Consider the following 18,873-nt stretch of genomic DNA (forward strand, 5'->3'; position numbering starts at 1 on the left):
CATCCCGCTACGAAGTCAAGCATTTAATTTCGCTTTCTTCGCCGGAGTTCTCAGTGGAACCCCGCTGACCCGGCGGCTTGCAATCCGTTGTTCCGTGTCAGTGGAGGCGCATTATAGGGAGTTATTTCAGGCTGACAAGTTAAAAATATAAAAAACTTATCAAGCGATTACTTTTCAATCAATACGTCCATTTTCGCCTGGATTTTAAACAAAAACGAGCCCCGCAGGGCCCGTTTATTGTTGTTTTGTGACTTACTGCACTGCCACTATGCGATCGTCATTCACTTCCAGACGAATCGTTTTGCCCGGAATCAGTTCACCAGACAGAATTTGCTGCGCCAGCGGGTTTTCGATCTGCTGCTGGATAGCACGTTTCAATGGACGCGCGCCATACACCGGATCGTAACCATTCGCGCTCAGCAGTTTAAGCGCCTCGTCAGAAATATGGATTTCATAGCCACGCTCTTCCAGACGTTTGTACAGACGCTGCAACTGGATCTGAGCAATAGAAGCAATATGCTGCTCACCCAACGGATGGAATACAACAACCTCATCTATACGGTTGATGAATTCCGGGCGGAAGTTGTGGCTCACGACGCCCAGCACCATATCTTTCATGTGACCGTAATCCAACTCGCCGAAGCGTTCCTGGATCAGATCGGACCCCAGGTTCGAGGTCATGATGACAACCGTATTACGGAAGTCGACCGTTCTCCCCTGTCCGTCAGTCAAACGACCATCGTCAAGCACCTGCAGCAGAATGTTGAACACATCCGGGTGTGCTTTCTCCACTTCATCCAACAAGATGACGGAGTAAGGACGACGACGTACTGCTTCCGTCAGGTAACCACCCTCTTCATAACCGACATATCCCGGAGGTGCCCCGACCAGACGAGACACGGAGTGTTTCTCCATAAACTCGGACATATCGATACGCACCATTGCATCGTCACTGTCGAACATAAAGTTTGCCAGCGCTTTGCACAGTTCGGTTTTACCGACACCGGTTGGACCAAGGAACAGGAATGAACCAATCGGACGATTCGGATCGGACAAGCCCGCGCGGCTACGACGGATGGCGTTAGAAACGGCTTCCACCGCTTCGTTCTGACCAATCACGCGGCTGTGCAGCTCCTGCTCCATACGCAACAGTTTTTCTCGTTCGCCTTCCAGCATGCGAGCAACTGGGATCCCGGTCCAGCGCGCCAGCACCTCAGCAATTTCTGCATCCGTAACTTTATTACGCAGCAGACGCATGGTTTTGCCTTCAGACTGGGTGGCTGCTTCCAGTTGTTTTTCCAGTTCAGGAATTTTGCCGTACTGCAGTTCAGACATCCGCGCCAGGTCGCCAACGCGGCGCGCCTGTTCGATGGCGATTTTTGCCTGCTCCAGCTCAGCCTTGATAGTTTGCGTTCCCGAGAGGGAAGCTTTTTCAGCTTTCCACTCTTCCTCTAACTCAGAATACTGGCGTTCTTTGTCGTCCAGCTCTTCGTTGAGCATATCGAGACGTTTTTTACTTGCCTCATCAGACTCTTTCATTAATGCCTGCTGTTCCAGTTTGAGCTGGATAATACGGCGGTCGAGTCTGTCGAGTTCCTCCGGCTTGGAGTCAATCTGCATACGAATGCTGGATGCCGCTTCGTCAATAAGGTCGATAGCTTTATCCGGCAACTGACGATCGGCAATATATCGATGAGACAGCGTAGCAGCCGCAACAATCGCCGGGTCAGTAATCTGCACATGATGGTGCAGTTCATAACGTTCTTTCAGGCCACGCAAGATTGCGATGGTGTCTTCCACTGAAGGTTCAGCCACAAACACTTTCTGGAAACGACGCTCCAGCGCTGCATCTTTTTCGATGTACTGGCGATACTCATCAAGCGTTGTTGCGCCTACGCAGTGCAGTTCCCCGCGAGCCAGTGCTGGTTTCAGCATGTTCCCGGCGTCCATTGCGCCATCGGCTTTACCCGCCCCAACCATGGTATGCAATTCGTCGATAAACAGAATGACGTTGCCTTCCTGTTTCGAGAGATCGTTCAGCACACCTTTTAAACGTTCTTCGAACTCACCACGATATTTGGCCCCAGCAACCAGCGCGCCCATATCCAGCGCCAGTACACGACGGCCTTTTAAGCCTTCCGGCACTTCACCATTGATGATGCGTTGGGCCAGCCCTTCAACGATGGCGGTTTTACCGACGCCGGGTTCACCGATTAACACCGGGTTATTTTTAGTACGACGTTGCAGCACCTGAATGGTACGGCGAATTTCTTCATCACGGCCGATGACCGGATCGAGTTTGCCCTGTTCGGCACGTTCGGTCAGATCGACGGTATATTTTTTCAAGGCCTGACGTTGGTCTTCAGCCCCCTGGTCATTCACGCTTTCACCTCCACGCATTTGTTCAATTGCCTGAGTGATATTGGCGGTCGTCGCGCCTGCTGATTTTAATAAGTCGGTCAGCGTACCGCGTGACTCAAGCGCCGCCAGAACGAACAGTTCTGACGAAATAAAGTTGTCCCCACGTTTTTGCGCCAGCTTGTCGCAAAGATTCAGTACACGCACCAGTTCCTGAGAAGGCTGCACATCGCCACCGGTACCTTCTACCTGTGGCAAACGGCTCAACGCCTGGTCAATGGCTGTACGTAACTGGCCAGCATTAATGCCAGCAGACGTTAATAAAGGACGTACCGATCCCCCTTCCTGATTCAGCAAGGCGCTCATTAGATGAAGTGGTTCGATGAATTGATTGTCGTGCCCCAATGCGAGTGACTGGGCATCGGCAAGAGCAAGCTGGAATTTATTAGTAAGACGATCCAGACGCATAACTCCTCCCATAACAGGTCAAAATTGCTACTGGAGATTAAATGAGGTCATCCCTCAATTATTCAAGGTGAATGACCTGAATTATGTGAAAAGAAAATTACACGTACCGGATCGTCTTGATTCTTTAGGTTATATCAGCCAAATAAAACTTGCCATACGACCCGTGGTATTGTCGCGACGATAAGAGAAGAACGTCTCACTTTCGCTGAAGGTGCAACGGTCGCCGCCGTGGATGTTCTCTACCCCGACACTGGACAGACGCTGGCGCGCAAGCTGGTAGATATCCGCCAGATACTTGTCGCCACGCGGTACAAATGCGAGGTCCGCTTGCGGATCTTTCGTCATGAACGCCTCGCGGACTTCTGGTCCAACTTCAAACGCGTTTGGACCTATCGCCGGGCCTAGCCAGGCAATAATGTTTTCAGGTTTGTCGGTAAAACACGCCACCGTCTCTTCCAGCACGCCGGCGCATAATCCGCGCCAACCCGCATGGGCCGCAGCAACTTCGGTTCCGGCACGGTTGCAAAACAACACCGGCAAACAATCAGCGGTCATCACCGCACACACGGTACCCGGCGTGTTGCTGTACGACGCATCTGCGCGTTTGCAGGCGTAAGGCTCGCCGGTCAGTTTCAGGACATCCTTACCGTGGACCTGCTCCAGCCAGACTGGCTTTGACGGCAGATTGCCCGCAGCAAACAGTCGTTTGCGGTTCTCTTCAACATGTTCCGGGTTATCGCCGCAATGGGCGCCCAGATTCAGCGAATCGTAAGGCGGCATACTAACTCCGCCAATACGGGTAGAACTACACGCCGCGACACCTTGCGGTATCGGCCACTGCGGGACAATTAGCTTACTCATAGCCAGGCAATATCATCCTTATGTTCTTCGAAATCAGCGCGCATCACTTCAATCAACTGCACCATATCTTGTGGGATCGGCGCATGCCATTCCATTTCGATACCGGAAATCGGGTGATACAAACGCAGCATGGTCGCGTGCAGCGCTTGACGGTCGAACTTACGCAGTACGGAGATAAATTCGTCAGAAGCGCCTTTCGGTGGACGTGGACGACCGCCGTAAACCTGATCGCCCACCAGCGGATGAGTGATATGTGCCATGTGCACGCGGATCTGGTGCGTACGTCCGGTTTCCAGACGCAACCGCAGACGCGTGTGCACACGGAAGTGTTCCATAATGCGATAGTGCGTTACCGCCGGTTTCCCCATTGGGTGTACCGCCATGTGCGTACGCTTGGTCGGGTGACGGCTAATCGGTTCCTCAACGGTTCCGCCAGCAGTCATGTGACCAATTGCCACGGCTTCGTACTCACGGGTAATTTCGCGCAGCTGCAACGACTCCACCAAACGTGTTTGCGCCGGAACCGTTTTTGCCACCACCATTAATCCGGTCGTGTCTTTATCCAGACGGTGCACGATACCTGCACGAGGAACATCCGCGATTGGCGGGTAGTAATGCAGTAACGCATTCAATACCGTACCATCAGGATTCCCGGCACCCGGATGCACTACAAGGTCACGAGGTTTGTTAATGACAAGAATGTCGTCATCTTCATAAACGATATCCAGTGGGATATCCTGAGGTTCAAAACGAACCTCTTCATCAATTTCTGCATTGATGGAGACACGCTCTCCACCCAACACTTTTTCTTTCGGTTTATCGCAAAGTTGGTCATTTACCAGTACGCGCTGGTCGAGGATCCATTCTTTTATGCGCGATCGCGAATAATCAGGGAACAATTCGGCCAAAGCCTGATCTAAGCGTTGACCGAGCTGATTTTCGGAGACTGTTGCGGTGAGTTCTACTCGTTGTGCCATAAACTGCTTCTTCGTTTAACGTTGGGTTTTACGGCTTTGCCGTTTAATATAGTGTGCTATTGTAGCTGGTCTTAACCGGGAGCAGGAACAGAGAATCTCCCGTATTACATTTTGAGGAAAGTCAAAACGTCATGACGCGCATGAAATATCTGGTGGCAGCAGCCACGTTGAGCCTGTTTTTGGCGGGTTGCTCTGGTTCAAAGGAAGAGGTGCCCGATAATCCGCCAAATGAAATCTACGCGACTGCTCAGCAAAAGCTGCAGGACGGTAACTGGAAACAGGCAATAACGCAATTGGAAGCGTTGGATAACCGTTATCCATTTGGACCGTATTCTCAGCAGGTGCAATTAGATCTCATCTACGCCTACTACAAAAACGCCGATCTGCCACTTGCTCAGGCTGCCATCGATCGTTTTATTCGTCTTAACCCGACACACCCTAACATTGATTATGTCATGTATATGCGTGGCCTGACCAATATGGCGTTGGATGATAGCGCACTGCAAGGATTCTTTGGTGTTGATCGTAGCGATCGCGATCCGCAACATGCCCGAGCTGCGTTTAATGACTTTTCCAAACTGGTGCGTGGGTATCCGAATAGCCAGTACACCACTGACGCCACCAAACGTCTGGTGTTCCTGAAAGACCGCCTGGCGAAGTATGAATACTCCGTTGCAGAATACTACACTGCCCGCGGCGCATGGGTTGCCGTGGTAAACCGTGTGGAAGGCATGCTGCGCGACTACCCGGATACCCAGGCAACACGTAATGCCCTGCCGTTGATGGAAAACGCTTATCGCCAGATGCAGATGAATGCGCAGGCAGAAAAAGTCGCGAAAATCATTGCCGCCAACAGCAGCAATACCTGATTTGCCTCAGAATGCAAAACGGCAGCCCAAGGGCTGCCGTTTTTTTATCCGTTAACGCCACAACTGAAGCGGTTTAGCTCCGACGCATCCCATCAAATATGGCCTGCTTTCAGGTATTCCTCAAGTAAAAAATCGCCTGTTCCTGCGGTGCCTCACAAAAAGGTTTTCTTGACAAAAAGCGACAAAATAATGTGATTTAGATCACATATTTTGACATTAGGAACGGTATGCTGGAATCACCAAGACGGGAAAGACAAGAGGTAAAATTTATGACAATGAACATTACCAGTAAACAAATGGAAATTACTCCGGCAATTCGCCAGCATGTCGCAGACCGTCTCGCCAAACTAGAAAAATGGCAAACTCATCTGATTAATCCACATATCATTCTGTCTAAGGAGCCACAGGGTTTCATTGCTGATGCCACCATCAATACACCGAACGGACATCTGGTCGCCAGCGCAAAACACGAGGATATGTACACCGCAATTAACGATTTGATCAACAAGCTGGAACGGCAGCTCAATAAAGTGCAGCACAAAGGCGAAGCCCGTCGTGCAACAACTTCAGTCAAAGACGCCAACTTCGTCGAAGCAGAAGAAGAGTAGTCCCTTACATTGAGTGTATCGCCAACGCGCCTTCGGGCGCGTTTTTTGTTGACAGGGTGAAAACAGTACGGGTACTTTACTGACGTAGCCAAAGGAAAATTACATGAAACTTGTCCCGTTCTTCTTCGCATTCTTTTTTACCTTCCCCTGAATGGGAGGCGTTTCGTCGTGTGATAAAGAATGCGAAGACGAACAATAAGGCCTCCCACAACGGGAGGCCTTTTTTATTGATAACAAGAAAGGCAACACTATGACATCGGAAAACCCATTGCTGGCGCTGCGCGATAAGATCAGCACGCTGGATGAAAAATTACTGGCCCTGCTGGCTGAGCGACGTGGACTGGCCGTAGAAGTTGGTAAAGCCAAACTGCTTTCGCATCGTCCGGTTCGTGATATCGACCGTGAACGTGACCTTTTGGACCGACTCATTCAGCTTGGCAAAGCACATCATCTTGATGCTCACTACATTACTCGCCTGTTCCAGCTCATAATCGAAGACTCCGTCCTGACTCAACAGGCACTGCTCCAGCAGCACCTGAACAAAATTAACCCACACTCCGCGCGCGTGGCCTTCCTTGGGCCAAAAGGGTCATATTCTCACCTCGCAGCACGTCAGTACGCTGCCCGCCATTTTGAACAATTTATTGAAAGCGGCTGCGCAAAATTTGCCGATATCTTTAATCAGGTCGAAACCGGACAGGCTGACTATGCTGTGGTACCGATTGAAAACACCAGCTCCGGTGGGATTAACGACGTTTATGACCTGCTGCAGCACACCAGCCTGTCTATCGTTGGCGAGATGACCATTACGATAGACCACTGTGTACTGGTGTCTGGCACGACGGATCTTGAGACTATTGAAACGGTATATAGCCATCCGCAGCCGTTCCAGCAGTGCAGCAAATTCCTGAATCGCTACCCGCACTGGAAGATTGAGTACACTGAAAGCACCTCTGCGGCGATGGAAAAAGTTGCGCAGGCTAACTCACCGCGCGTGGCGGCCCTGGGGAGCGAAGCCGGAGGCGTACTGTATGGATTGCAGGTTCTCGAGCATATTGAGGCTAACCAGTCGCAAAACATCACCCGCTTCGTGGTGCTGGCACGAAAAGCAATCAATGTTTCCGATCAGGTTCCGGCAAAAACAACCCTGTTGATGGCGACGGGGCAACAAGCCGGTGCGCTGGTTGAGGCGCTGCTGGTACTGCGTAACCATAATCTGATTATGACTAAACTGGAGTCACGCCCGATTCACGGCAATCCGTGGGAAGAGATGTTTTATCTTGATATCCAGGCCAACCTGGAGTCGCCCCAGATGCAAAAAGCATTGAAAGAGCTGGGTGAGATTACGCGTTCGATGAAAGTACTGGGATGCTATCCAAGTGAGAACGTGGTGCCAGTCGATCCGAGCTAACGTTTGGCAATGCCGGATGGCGCTACGCTTATCCGGCCTACGGTTCATACGATTTTTGAAGGCCGGATAAGGCAAACCCGCCATCCGGCATCTTAATTAAGGACGGCTGTCATTCGCCTGGCGTAACAAAGTACGGCTTTCACTCTGGAAGCGTTTCGCATAATCGCCAAACCAGTGCTCCACCTTACGGAAGCTGTCGATAAACGCTTGCTTATCGCCCTGCTCCAGTAAACCAATCGCCTCACCAAAACGTTGGTAGTAGCGTTTGATCAGCGCAAGGTTGCTCTCAGACGACATAATAATATCGGCATAGAGCTGCGGATCCTGGGCAAACAGACGGCCAACCATCGCCAGTTCAAGGCGGTAAATCGGCGAAGAGAGCGCCAGCAGCTGCTCCAGTTGAACGTTCTCTTCCGCTAAATGCAGACCGTAAGCAAAGGTCGCAAAGTGACGCAGTGCCTGAATAAACGCCATGTTCTGGTCATGTTCAACGGCGCTGATCCGATGCAGTCGCGCACCCCATACCTGAATCTGTTCCAGAAACCACTGATAAGCTTCCGGCTGACGTCCGTCACACCAAACGACGACCTGCTTGGCCAGACTGCCGCTGTCCGGACCAAACATTGGGTGTAACCCCACCACCGGGCCATCATGTGCAGCCAGCATCGCCTGCAAAGGACCATTTTTCACCGAAGCCAGATCCACCAGAATGCAGTCAGACGGCAGACGCGGTAGTTTGGCGATCACCTGCTCGGTGACGTGGATCGGCACGCTGACGATCACCATGCCGGCATCAGAGACGATCTCCGGCGCGCGATCCCAGTCCTGCTGTTCCAGGATCCGCACCTGGTAACCTGACAGGGTGAGCATTTTCTCGAACAGACGCCCCATCTGACCGCCGCCGCCGACAATCACCACCGGCCGCAGAGAAGGACAAAGCGTTTTAAACCCTTTGTCGTTCTCACTGGAGTAGGACTCACGCATAACGCGGCGTAGCACATCTTCAATCAGGTCCGGCGGCACGCCAAGGGCTTCCGCTTCCGCGCGACGAGAGGCCAGCATAGAGGCTTCCCGCTCCGGCACGTAGATCGGCAGCCCAAAGCGGCTTTTTACTTCACCTACTTCGGCAACCAGCTCCAGGCGGCGTGCCAGTAAATCCAGCAGCGCCTTGTCGACTTCATCAATTTGATCGCGTAATGCGGTCAATTCAGCAACCATAACCAACCTCTTATGCTACACGCGCCGACAGCTGGCCGTTTAAATCCTGGCTAATTTCACGCAGCAGCGCATCCGTCATTTCCCAGCTAATGCAAGCGTCAGTTACGGATACGCCGTATTTCATTTCGCTGCGCGGCTGTTCGGAAGACTGGTTGCCTTCGTGAATATTACTTTCAATCATCAAGCCAATGATCGAGCGATTGCCATCTTTGATTTGTGCAATCACGGATTCAGCCACGGCAGGCTGACGGCGGTAATCTTTATTGGAATTACCATGACTGCAATCTACCATCAGAGAAGGTCGTAGTCCCGCCTGCTCCATCTCTTTTTCGCACTGGGCGACATCTGCCGGGCTGTAGTTCGGCGCTTTACCTCCGCGCAAGATCACGTGACCGTCCGGATTCCCCTGTGTTTGCAGCAGTGCAACCTGCCCGGCCTGGTTAATACCGACAAAGCGGTGCGACTGCGCGGCCGCGCGCATGGCGTTAATGGCGGTCGCCAGGCTACCGTCGGTACCATTCTTAAAGCCAACCGGCATCGAAAGACCGGAAGCCATTTCACGGTGAGTCTGCGATTCCGTAGTACGGGCACCGATTGCGGACCAGCTAAACAGATCGCCCAGGTATTGCGGGCTATTTGGATCCAGCGCTTCAGTTGCCAGCGGCAGTCCCATATTTACCAGTTCAAGCAGCAGCTGACGCGCAATTTTCAGACCTGCTTCAACATCAAAAGAGCCATCCATATGAGGATCGTTAATTAACCCTTTCCAGCCGACAGTGGTACGGGGTTTTTCAAAATAGACGCGCATCACCAGGTAGAGGCTATCGCTGACCTCTGCGGCAAGGGCTTTAAATCGACGAGCATACTCAATCGCCATTTCAGGATCGTGAATGGAGCATGGGCCACATACGACCAGCAGGCGCGGATCGCGACCGGAGATAATATCTGAGATGGCTTTACGCGACTGGGCGATTTGCGCCTCTTGCTCCTGGCTCAGCGGAAATTCAGCTTTCAGCTGCTCCGGAGTCATCAGAACCTGTTCATCGGTAATATGTACGTTGTTCAGCGCGTCTTTTTGCATGATGGTGATCCTGTTTAGCTCGTTTGCGATAGTTGATCCTCAGCGAGGAGGAAATAACGATATCACAATAGGTAAAGATTTCAATCCACAATCCGTAAATTTTAATTTACATAATGTTATTTAAAGGCAAAAACAGCCCTTGCAAATGTATATTTAAATTTACATCACCGAATTTTCAGATCCACTATGCTTAAAAAAACGAAGGAGCATAGGCAATGAAGCAACTCATCAGCATCTTGTTTCTATTACTTCTTAGCGGATGTCAGATGGACCCCTACACCCATGCCCCTACCTGGACTGGTACCGACTGGTACGACGCCGGGATACAAGATGCCATTTCGGGTTATGCCGTTAAAGATAATGAAACGCTTGCCGACAACTACAATGACCCCGACGTCGATCGTACGGAATACCTTAAGGGTTACGCCGAGGGACAACGTAAAACCTGCCAGCAGGATTTTGTTTATGCCAGAGGCCTGACCGGGAAAACTTTTCCGCCCAGTTGCGATACTGTCGAAAATGTTGACCAGTTACACAGCGCCTGGCAGCAAGGGGCAAACGAGGGTGCTGCCTCGATAAGGTTAAATTAAACAATGGTTTATATTTTATAAACCATTAGGATTTAACTTAAATCACCAATAGCATTATTCCAGGAATAATGACGGCTTAGGAAAATAATGTTATTTTGTTGCAAACAATCTTGAATGTATTTCGACGTTTTACAGCAAACGCTGGTAGGTAACTATTCATGAGCTATTCTTACCGACTCATACTTCTACTGGCACTGCTCCTGACCGGATTACCGCTGTATGCCCAAAGCGTTACGGAAGAAGCAAAATCGGTACGCGCTATGGTTTCCGGCATCGTCAGTTATACACGCTGGCCTGCACTTTCCGGGCCCCCAAAACTGTGTATTTTCTCTTCATCGCGTTTTTCCAGTGTCCTGAAAGATACCAGTGCAGGCGCATTACCCTATCTTCCCGTCATCATCCGTACGGAACAAGAAATATTAGTTTCGCAGTGTGACGGTTTTTATTTTGGAAAAGAATCCCCTACTTATCAGGTGGAATTAAAGAATAAATATCCGACTAAGGCATTGTTATTAATTGCTGAACAGAACCCCGAATGCGTTATTGGCAGCGCCTTTTGCCTCATAATTAAAGACGAAGATGTGAGATTTTCCGTAAATATGGATTCCCTATCACGCAGCGGCGTAAGGGTCAGTCCAGACGTATTGATGCTTGCACGGAATAATAAGCATGGATAAGGGCCATTCTCCCATAGCACGCCCGACGTTTAAGCGAACATTACGGCGTATCAGCATAATCAGCGTTCTGGTAACCATGATGCTGATCTGGCTGCTGCTCAGCATTTCTTCCGTGCTGGCATTAAGACAGTATGCGCAAAAGAATCTGGATCTGACTGCCGCTACCATGACCCGTACGCTCGAAGCTGCATTAGTCTTTTCTGATAGTGTTGCAGCAACTGAAACGCTGGCGGCACTGGGTCAGCAGGGGCAATTTTCCGTTGCAGAAGTTCGTAATAAAAACCAGAAGGTGATCGCCACCTGGCGCTATAACGCGCAGGATACCACTGAAAAGATTAGCGGGATGATCAGCCACTGGCTGTTCCCACAACCGGTCACTCAGCCGATTTTGCACAATGGCAACGTCATCGGCGAAGTACGATTGACTGCGCGCGATAGCGTTATTAGTCATTTCATCTATTTGTCGCTGGCCGTCCTTACCGGGTGCATTCTGTTGGCATCCGGTATTGCATTAATGCTCACTCGCTATTTACACAATGGCGTTGTGGATGCACTGCAAAACATTACCGAGGTGGTACATGATGTTCGTACCAACCGTAACTTTTCACGGCGCGTATCAGAGGAACGCATTGAAGAGTTTCATCTCTTTGCCCTGGACTTTAATAGTCTGCTGGACGAGATGGAGGAGTGGCAACTTAAACTGCAGGCAAAAAACGCTCAGCTTTTGCGTACTGCACTACATGATCCTCTGACGGGTCTGGCAAATCGCGCCGCATTTCGCAGCAGCATAAATGCCCTAATGAATGATGATGCCGCCCACAGCAGCTCGGCATTGTTATTCCTTGATGGCGACAATTTTAAATTTATTAATGATACCTGGGGCCACGCAGCGGGGGATCGGGTCCTGATTGAAGTCGCAAAAAGGTTATCCGAGTTTGGGGGGAGTCGCCATTACCCATACAGACTTGGCGGCGATGAGTTCGCCATGGTGCTGTACAGCGTTCATTCTGAATATGAGGTTCAGCGGATCTGCGCGGCACTGTCACAAGAGTTTAACCGACCTTTTGACCTGCATAATGGTCATCTGGCAAGCATGACGCTCAGCATTGGGTTTGCGCTGACGTGGGAACATGCCTCTGCCGAAAAATTACAAGAACTTGCCGATCAAAATATGTATCAGGCTAAACATTTGCGTTCTGAACGCATTATTAAAAAATAAGGAATTACACACATGCTAAAACGTTTATTATCCCCGTTTCTTCTGCTTTTACTGATTCTGGCTGGCTGTCAGGCACCTCAGGGGAAATTTACCCCAGAACAAATTGCAGCCATGAAATCATACGGATTTACTGAAGCATCAGGAGACTGGTCTCTCGGCCTGTCTGACACCATCCTGTTTGACAAAAATGACTATAAACTCCGTCCTGAAAGTGAAAAACAGATCAAGGAAATGGCATCCAAACTGGCAGCTACCGGGCTAAATCATGCTCGCCTGGATGGTCATACTGATAACTACGGTGAAGACAGCTATAACGAAGCTCTGTCACTCAAACGCGCTAATGTCGTTGCCGATGCCTGGGCGCAGGGCGCTAATATACCCCGCAGCAACCTGACGACTCAGGGACTCGGGAAGAAATATCCCATTGCCAGCAACCAGACATCAAAAGGTCGCGCTGAAAACCGCCGCGTGGCGGTCGTGATCACGACACCATAATCGTCCCCCAACTGGCTGCGCACCGCGCAGTCCTTCCATTGCCATAAAGAACAAAAGAGTAAACGTCGGGATAAAAAAAGGGCCAGCCTTTCGGCCAGCCCTTTTCTAACAGGATGTCGCTTGCGCGAATCTTAGTTAAGACGCTCTTTGATACGAGCAGACTTACCAGTGCGCTCACGCAGGTAGTACAGTTTAGCTTTACGAACAGCACCACGACGTTTAACAGCAATGCTGTCAACTACCGGAGAGTGAGTCTGGAAGACACGCTCAACGCCTTCGCCGTTGGAAATTTTACGAACAGTGAATGCAGAGTGCAGACCGCGGTTACGAATAGCGATAACCACGCCCTCGAATGCCTGCAGACGTTTTTTGGAACCTTCAACAACCCATACTTTCACTTCCACGGTATCACCCGGACGGAAGGAAGGTACGTCCTGCTTCATCTGTTCTTGTTCAAGTTGCTTAATAATGTTGCTCATAATTTAATCTCTTATCCTGGGTAAACTGATATTGGGGGCTTACGCCTGCCCATCATGTTTATGTTGCTGTTGTGCGTGTTCCTTTTTGAACTCCGCCAGCAACCTTGCTTGCTCTTCAGTCAGAGCCAGGTTTTCCAGAAGTTCAGGTCTTCTAAGCCAGGTCCGGCCCAGCGACTGCTTCAAACGCCAGCGACGTATCTCAGCGTGGTTCCCCGACAGTAACACCGCCGGTACTTCCATCTGTTCTAACACTTCAGGTCGGGTATAGTGCGGGCAATCCAGCAACCCATCAGCAAACGAATCTTCGATTGCCGAAGCTTCATGACCCAGTACCCCCGGAATAAACCGGGACACGGAGTCGATCAGCGTCATTGCTGGTAACTCACCACCGCTGAGTACGTAATCGCCGATTGACCATTCTTCGTCAATTTCGGTTTGAATCACGCGCTCATCTATTCCTTCATAGCGACCACATACCAGAATCAGCTTTTGATTCGTGGCCAGTTCGCTAACGCCCGCTTGATCAAGCTTGCGTCCCTGAGGTGACAGATAAATCACCTTTGCGCCTTCACCAGCCGCAGCTTTTGCTGCATGAATGGCGTCCCGTAAAGGTTGCACCATCATTAACATCCCCGGTCCGCCGCCGTAAGGACGATCGTCCACGGTACGGTGCCGGTCATGAGTAAAGTCACGAGGACTCCAGCTCTGGATGTTCAGCAGGCCATTTTTTACTGCCCGGCCAGTTACCCCGTAATCGGTAATTGCGCGGAACATTTCTGGAAACAGGCTAACGATACCTATAAACACAAGCCAATCCCCATAACGCCGACTTTTACCGTTTATCCGGTGGTTTAAAAACCAGGATCCCAATCTACTTCGATAGTACGAGTAGCGAGATCGACTTTCTTGATAACCTGCCCATCGAGGAACGGCACAAGACGTTCCTTGATACCAAACGCATCTTTCAGGTTTGCCTTGATGACGATGACGTCATTCGAACCGGTTTCCATCATATCGACGACTTTACCGAGATCGTAGCCTTCAGTAGTCACTACCTGGCAGCCCATAAGGTCTTTCCAGTAGTAGGAACCATCTTCCAGCGCTGGCAACTGCGAGGAATCCACGACAATTTCGCAATTAGTCAGTAGATTCGCCGAATCACGATCGTCAACGCCTTTCAGCTTGATGATCAGATCCTGATTGTGGTGCTTCCAGCTTTCCAGCTGTACTTGCTGCCACTGACCCGCCTTCTGGATAAACCAGGGCTGATAGTCAAAAATGCTTTCGGCGTCTTCAGTGGAAGAAAACACTCTGAGCCAACCACGGATACCGTAAGAAGACCCCATTTTCCCCAAAACGATGGGTTCCACAGGAGCCTGTGCGGCGAGTTGCTTGCTCATCATGACCACCGTGACAGATTAAGCTGCTTTGTTTGCTGCTTTGATCAGCGTAGCTACGCGATCAGAAATAGTCGCGCCCTGGCCAACCCAGTGAGCGATGCGATCCAGATCCAGGCGAGTGCCTTCTTCTTTTTCGCTAGCGATTGGGTTAAAGAAGCCAACGCGCTCGATGAAGCGACCGTTGCGTGCATTACGGCTGTCGGTAACAACAACCTGGTAGAACGGACGCTTTTTAGCGCCGTGACGAGCTAAACGAATAGTAACCATAACATCCTCTTGTGTGAATAAAACACCCAGGCCCCATCGAGGAACGGAGCCCGGGTGTCATATTAAAAGCCCGAAAATTTTACTGATTTCTGGGGAAAATGCAATCAGCAGTTGATAACTCTGCTATAAAAGGCCGTTGGCGGTGCCGTCAGTTCGGTGCCGGCGTGCGCGCAGCCACCGGAGCGTACACGCAGTACGTGAGGATGGCGAGCACACCCCGGTGCCGAAATGGCAAACAAGCCAGGCCGATTAGCGGCCTGGGAATCCTGGGGGCATCATCCCCTTCATACCACGCATCATCTTCGCCATTCCGCCCTTCTTCATTTTCTTCATCATGCGCTGCATGTCGTCGAACTGTTTCAGAAGGCGGTTTACGTCCTGTACCTGCATACCGCAACCGGCAGCGATACGGCGTTTGCGGGAACCTTTGATAATTTCCGGCTTAGCGCGTTCTTTCATCGTCATCGAGTTGATGATGGCTTCCATACGCACCAGCACTTTATCGTCCATCTGCGATTTCACATTGTCAGGGATCTGACCCATGCCCGGCAGCTTGCCCATCAGGCTTGCCATACCGCCCATGTTTTTCATCTGGTTGAGCTGTTCAAGGAAATCGTTGAGATCGAAGCCATCGCCTTTTTTCAGCTTGCTGGCTAATTTTTCTGCCTGCGCACGGTCAACCTTGCTTTCGATATCTTCGATCAGCGACAGCACGTCACCCATGCCGAGAATGCGCGAAGCAATCCTGTCCGGATGGAACGGCTCCAGTGCTTCGGTTTTCTCGCCGACGCCGAGGAATTTAATCGGCTTACCGGTAATATGACGAATAGAGAGCGCCGCACCGCCACGGGCATCACCATCAACTTTTGTCAGCACTACGCCGGTTAACGGCAGCGCTTCGTTAAAGGCTTTTGCGGTATTCGCGGCATCCTGACCGGTCATGGCGTCGACCACAAACAGCGTTTCTACCGGCTTGATAGAAGCGTGGACCTGTTTGATTTCGTCCATCATCGCTTCGTCAACGTGCAGACGACCGGCGGTATCCACCAGCAGCACGTCGTAGAATTTGAGTTTGGCTTCTTTCAGCGCGGCGTTAACGATATCGACCGGCTTCTGGCCGACATCCGACGGGAAGAAGTCGACACCGACCTGCTCGGCCAGCGTTTCCAGTTGTTTGATCGCCGCCGGGCGATAAACGTCCGCAGAGACCACCAGCACTTTCTTCTTGTGCTTCTCGCGCAGGAATTTACCCAGCTTACCGACGCTGGTCGTTTTACCCGCACCCTGCAGGCCCGCCATCAGCACCACGGCTGGCGGCTGTGCAGCCAGATTCAGGGTCTGGTTTTCTTCGCCCATTGCCGCAACCAGTTCGTTACGGACAATCTTGACGAACTCCTGACCCGGCGTCAGGCTTTTGTTAACTTCATGACCAACCGCTTTCTCTTTTACGCGATTGATAAACTCACGCACTACCGGCAGCGCTACGTCAGCCTCCAGCAGCGCCATGCGCACTTCGCGCAGCGTCTCTTTAACGTTGTCTTCAGTAAGGCGTCCACGGCCACTGATATTGCGCAGCGTGCGCGACAAACGATCGGTTAAATTATCAAACATTGTCTCTCGCCTGGGGTGGAAACGGTCGGTCGCGACAGCGACACATCAACAGAAATTTGTCGCAGTATAACATGAAGCCGCCTTTGTTGTTATGCAACGGTTGGAGCAGCGGTCACGTAACGCTATACTGCTTTTCTTTATCACTGGCCAACTGTCGACACCTATATGCCCGTTTTTGCTCTGCTCGCCCTTGTCGCCTACTCAGTCAGCCTCGCGCTGATTATTCCCGCTCTGCTGCAAAAAAACAGCGGCTGGCGGCGTATGGCTATTCTCTCTGCGGTCGTTGCGCTGGTAAGCCATGCTATCGCCCTGGAAGCGCGTATCCTACCCGGCGGTGAAAGCGGACAAAACCTGAGTCTGTTGAACGTCGGCTCGCTGGTAAGCCTGATGATCTGTACGGTAATGACCATCGTCGCGTCCCGCAATCGTGGCTGGCTATTGCTGCCCATTGTCTACGCCTTTGCGCTGATAAACCTGGCCTTCGCCACGTTTATGCCTAACGAGTTCATCACCCATCTCGAAGCTACGCCAGGCATGATGATTCACATCGGGCTATCACTGTTCGCTTACGCCACGCTGATTATCGCCGCGCTCTACGCGCTACAGTTGGCATGGATCGATTACCAACTGAAAAACAAAAAACTGGCCTTCAGCAATGAGATGCCGCCACTGATGAGTATTGAGCGGAAGATGTTTCATATCACCCAAATTGGCGTGGTTCTGCTGACGCTCACCCTGTGCACTGGCCTGTTTTACATGCATAACCTGTTCAGTACCGAGAACATTGATAAAGCCGTTCTCTCTATCGTGGCATGGTTTGTCTATATCGTTCTGTTGTGGGGGCATTACCATGAAGGTTGGCGCGGACGTCGCGTCGTATGGTTTAACGTCGCAGGCGCTGGCATTCTGACGCTGGCCTATTTCGGCAGCCGTATCCTGCAGCAGTTCGTGAGTTAAATCTTTAAGGAACCCTACGTGGAACACATCTCCACCACCACGCTCATTATCACGCTCCTCATCATGGTGGTCATTTCCGCCTATTTTTCCGGTTCTGAAACTGGAATGATGACCCTGAATCGCTACCGCCTACGCCATCGGGCCAAACAGGGAAATCGCCAGGCAAAACGCGTTGAAAAGTTACTTCGCAAGCCAGATCGCCTGATAAGCCTGGTGCTCATCGGTAATAATCTGGTGAATATTCTGGCCTCCGCACTCGGCACCATTGTCGGTATGCGCCTGTATGGCGATGCTGGCGTCGCCATTGCCACCGGGGTACTGACGTTTGTGGTGCTGGTTTTTGCCGAAGTGCTGCCAAAGACGATTGCCGCACTATATCCGGAAAAAGTTGCCTATCCGAGCAGCGTCCTGCTGGCTCCGCTGCAGATTCTGATGATGCCGTTAGTATGGCTACTCAACACCATCACGCGGCTTCTGATGCGCATGATGGGCATCAAAACGGATATCGTAGTGAGCGGTTCGCTGAGTAAAGATGAACTGCGAACGCTGGTGAATGAATCGCGCTCGCAAATCTCACGCCGTAACCAGGATATGCTGCTGTCAGTGCTGGATCTGGAAAAAGTCAGCGTCGATGACATCATGATCCCGCGTAATGAAATCATCGGCATTGATATTAACGATGACTGGAAATCAATCGTGCGTCAGCTTTCGCACTCCCCGCACGGTCGTATTGTGCTGTATCGCGACTCGCTCGACGATGCCATCAGTATGCTGCGCGTACGTGAAGCCTGGCGATTGATGGCCGAGAAAAAAGAGTTCACCAAAGAGACCATGTTACGCGCCGCCGACGAAATTTATTACGTTCCGGAAGGCACACCACTCAGCACCCAGCTCATTAAATTTCAGCGCAATAAGAAGAAAGTGGGCCTGGTCGTTAATGAATATGGCGATATTCAAGGACTTGTTACGGTCGAGGATATTCTGGAAGAGATTGTTGGTGACTTCACGACCTCAATGTCACCGACGCTTGCCGAAGAAGTCACACCGCAGAATGACGGTTCGGTGATCATTGACGGTAGCGCCAACGTTCGTGAAATCAATAAGGCGTTTAACTGGCACCTGCCGGAAGATGACGCACGTACCGTGAACGGTATTATTCTTGAAGCGCTGGAAGAGATCCCGGTTGCCGGCACACGTGTGCGTATTGGGCAGTACGATATCGATATTCTCGACGTGCAGGACAATATGATTAAACAGGTGCAGGTGTTGCCCGTCAAACCGCTGCGGGAAAGCGTATCGGACCAGTGAGAGTAATCCAGACCGGGTA

Annotated in this window: 20 protein-coding genes and 1 other annotated feature; of the genes, 10 read left to right on the forward strand and 10 right to left on the reverse strand. The window is 51.1% G+C overall.

Features of this window, described 5'->3' with window-relative positions; translation table 11 throughout:
* Positions 1–252: 252 nt before the first annotated feature.
* From clpB to rluD, 3 genes are all read right to left on the reverse strand, one after another.
* Positions 253–2,826 (reverse strand): ATP-dependent chaperone ClpB, encoded by a 2,574-nt coding sequence (gene clpB, locus OGY68_RS13980; protein WP_020996274.1) that lies wholly within the window; start codon positions 2,824–2,826, stop codon positions 253–255.
* Between the two features lie 129 nt (positions 2,827–2,955).
* Complete coding sequence (yfiH, locus tag OGY68_RS13985) at positions 2,956–3,687, reverse strand: purine nucleoside phosphorylase YfiH (RefSeq protein ID WP_032944598.1); 732 nt, start codon at positions 3,685–3,687, stop codon at positions 2,956–2,958.
* Positions 3,684–4,664 (reverse strand): 23S rRNA pseudouridine(1911/1915/1917) synthase RluD, encoded by a 981-nt coding sequence (rluD, locus tag OGY68_RS13990; protein WP_003826464.1) that lies wholly within the window; start codon positions 4,662–4,664, stop codon positions 3,684–3,686. Before rluD ends, yfiH begins: the two co-directional genes overlap by 4 nt.
* 131 nt (positions 4,665–4,795) lie before the next feature.
* Here rluD and bamD point away from each other — a divergent pair, with 131 nt between their 5' ends.
* From bamD to pheA, 4 genes are all read left to right on the forward strand, one after another.
* Positions 4,796–5,533, forward strand: coding sequence for an outer membrane protein assembly factor BamD (gene bamD / locus OGY68_RS13995; protein ID WP_003826460.1), 738 nt, complete (start codon positions 4,796–4,798; stop codon positions 5,531–5,533).
* Between the two features lie 269 nt (positions 5,534–5,802).
* Positions 5,803–6,141: a ribosome-associated translation inhibitor RaiA gene (gene raiA, locus OGY68_RS14000; protein ID WP_003031244.1), complete on the forward strand. Its 339-nt coding sequence runs from the start codon at positions 5,803–5,805 to the stop codon at positions 6,139–6,141.
* Positions 6,142–6,243: 102 nt separating this feature from the next.
* Positions 6,244–6,369, forward strand: a sequence feature (Phe leader region).
* Positions 6,245–6,292, forward strand: a complete 48-nt coding sequence (gene pheL / locus OGY68_RS14005; protein ID WP_100250063.1) for a pheA operon leader peptide PheL — start codon at positions 6,245–6,247, stop codon at positions 6,290–6,292. Its footprint overlaps the feature before it by 48 nt.
* Positions 6,370–6,391: 22 nt before the next feature.
* A complete protein-coding gene (gene pheA / locus OGY68_RS14010) occupies positions 6,392–7,552 on the forward strand; it encodes a bifunctional chorismate mutase/prephenate dehydratase (protein WP_003826458.1) in 1,161 nt (386 codons plus the stop codon).
* A gap of 96 nt (positions 7,553–7,648) precedes the next feature.
* On the opposite strand, the gene tyrA is transcribed toward pheA, so the two are convergent.
* Complete coding sequence (gene tyrA / locus OGY68_RS14015; RefSeq protein ID WP_003826456.1) at positions 7,649–8,770, reverse strand: bifunctional chorismate mutase/prephenate dehydrogenase; 1,122 nt, start codon at positions 8,768–8,770, stop codon at positions 7,649–7,651.
* A gap of 10 nt (positions 8,771–8,780) precedes the next feature.
* A complete protein-coding gene (aroF, locus tag OGY68_RS14020; protein ID WP_057068280.1) occupies positions 8,781–9,851 on the reverse strand; it encodes a 3-deoxy-7-phosphoheptulonate synthase AroF in 1,071 nt (356 codons plus the stop codon).
* A 215-nt stretch (positions 9,852–10,066) separates the two neighbouring features.
* Here aroF and OGY68_RS14025 point away from each other — a divergent pair, with 215 nt between their 5' ends.
* The 4 genes from OGY68_RS14025 to OGY68_RS14040 all read left to right on the forward strand — a co-directional run bounded on the left by OGY68_RS14025 (position 10,067) and on the right by OGY68_RS14040 (position 12,832).
* Positions 10,067–10,441, forward strand: coding sequence for a DUF2799 domain-containing protein (locus OGY68_RS14025; protein WP_057068281.1), 375 nt, complete (start codon positions 10,067–10,069; stop codon positions 10,439–10,441).
* Positions 10,442–10,599: 158 nt separating this feature from the next.
* Positions 10,600–11,118 (forward strand): regulatory sequestration protein YfiR, encoded by a 519-nt coding sequence (gene yfiR, locus OGY68_RS14030; protein ID WP_003826451.1) that lies wholly within the window; start codon positions 10,600–10,602, stop codon positions 11,116–11,118.
* A complete protein-coding gene (gene dgcN / locus OGY68_RS14035) occupies positions 11,111–12,337 on the forward strand; it encodes a diguanylate cyclase DgcN/YfiN (RefSeq protein WP_003826449.1) in 1,227 nt (408 codons plus the stop codon). The genes yfiR and dgcN overlap by 8 nt, the downstream gene beginning before the upstream one ends.
* Positions 12,338–12,349: 12 nt before the next feature.
* Positions 12,350–12,832, forward strand: a complete 483-nt coding sequence (locus OGY68_RS14040) for an OmpA family protein (RefSeq protein ID WP_032944605.1) — start codon at positions 12,350–12,352, stop codon at positions 12,830–12,832.
* Between the two features lie 131 nt (positions 12,833–12,963).
* Here the strand turns inward: OGY68_RS14040 and rplS are convergent, their stop codons facing one another.
* The 5 genes from rplS to ffh form a co-directional block, all read right to left on the reverse strand.
* Entirely contained in the window at positions 12,964–13,311 is a 348-nt protein-coding gene (rplS, locus tag OGY68_RS14045; protein WP_002914145.1) for a 50S ribosomal protein L19, read from the reverse strand.
* Between the two features lie 39 nt (positions 13,312–13,350).
* Positions 13,351–14,118 carry a tRNA (guanosine(37)-N1)-methyltransferase TrmD gene (trmD, locus tag OGY68_RS14050; RefSeq protein ID WP_003031232.1) on the reverse strand — a complete coding sequence of 256 codons (768 nt, stop codon included), beginning with the start codon at positions 14,116–14,118 and terminating at the stop codon, positions 13,351–13,353.
* 44 nt (positions 14,119–14,162) lie between these two features.
* Positions 14,163–14,711 carry a ribosome maturation factor RimM gene (gene rimM, locus OGY68_RS14055; RefSeq protein WP_003031230.1) on the reverse strand — a complete coding sequence of 183 codons (549 nt, stop codon included), beginning with the start codon at positions 14,709–14,711 and terminating at the stop codon, positions 14,163–14,165.
* A gap of 18 nt (positions 14,712–14,729) precedes the next feature.
* Positions 14,730–14,978: a 30S ribosomal protein S16 gene (gene rpsP / locus OGY68_RS14060; RefSeq protein WP_003031228.1), complete on the reverse strand. Its 249-nt coding sequence runs from the start codon at positions 14,976–14,978 to the stop codon at positions 14,730–14,732.
* A gap of 249 nt (positions 14,979–15,227) precedes the next feature.
* A complete protein-coding gene (ffh, locus tag OGY68_RS14065) occupies positions 15,228–16,589 on the reverse strand; it encodes a signal recognition particle protein (RefSeq protein WP_003031226.1) in 1,362 nt (453 codons plus the stop codon).
* A gap of 165 nt (positions 16,590–16,754) precedes the next feature.
* On the opposite strand from ffh, the gene OGY68_RS14070 reads away from it, so the two are divergent.
* Together OGY68_RS14070 and OGY68_RS14075 are read left to right on the forward strand one after the other, a co-directional pair.
* Positions 16,755–17,546: a cytochrome C assembly family protein gene (locus OGY68_RS14070; protein WP_003031224.1), complete on the forward strand. Its 792-nt coding sequence runs from the start codon at positions 16,755–16,757 to the stop codon at positions 17,544–17,546.
* 18 nt (positions 17,547–17,564) lie between these two features.
* Positions 17,565–18,854: an HlyC/CorC family transporter gene (locus OGY68_RS14075; RefSeq protein WP_008785520.1), complete on the forward strand. Its 1,290-nt coding sequence runs from the start codon at positions 17,565–17,567 to the stop codon at positions 18,852–18,854.
* Positions 18,855–18,873: the final 19 nt, after the last annotated feature.

Source organism: Citrobacter sp. Cpo065 (assembly GCF_030332805.1).
Taxonomy (GTDB): domain Bacteria; phylum Pseudomonadota; class Gammaproteobacteria; order Enterobacterales; family Enterobacteriaceae; genus Citrobacter; species Citrobacter portucalensis.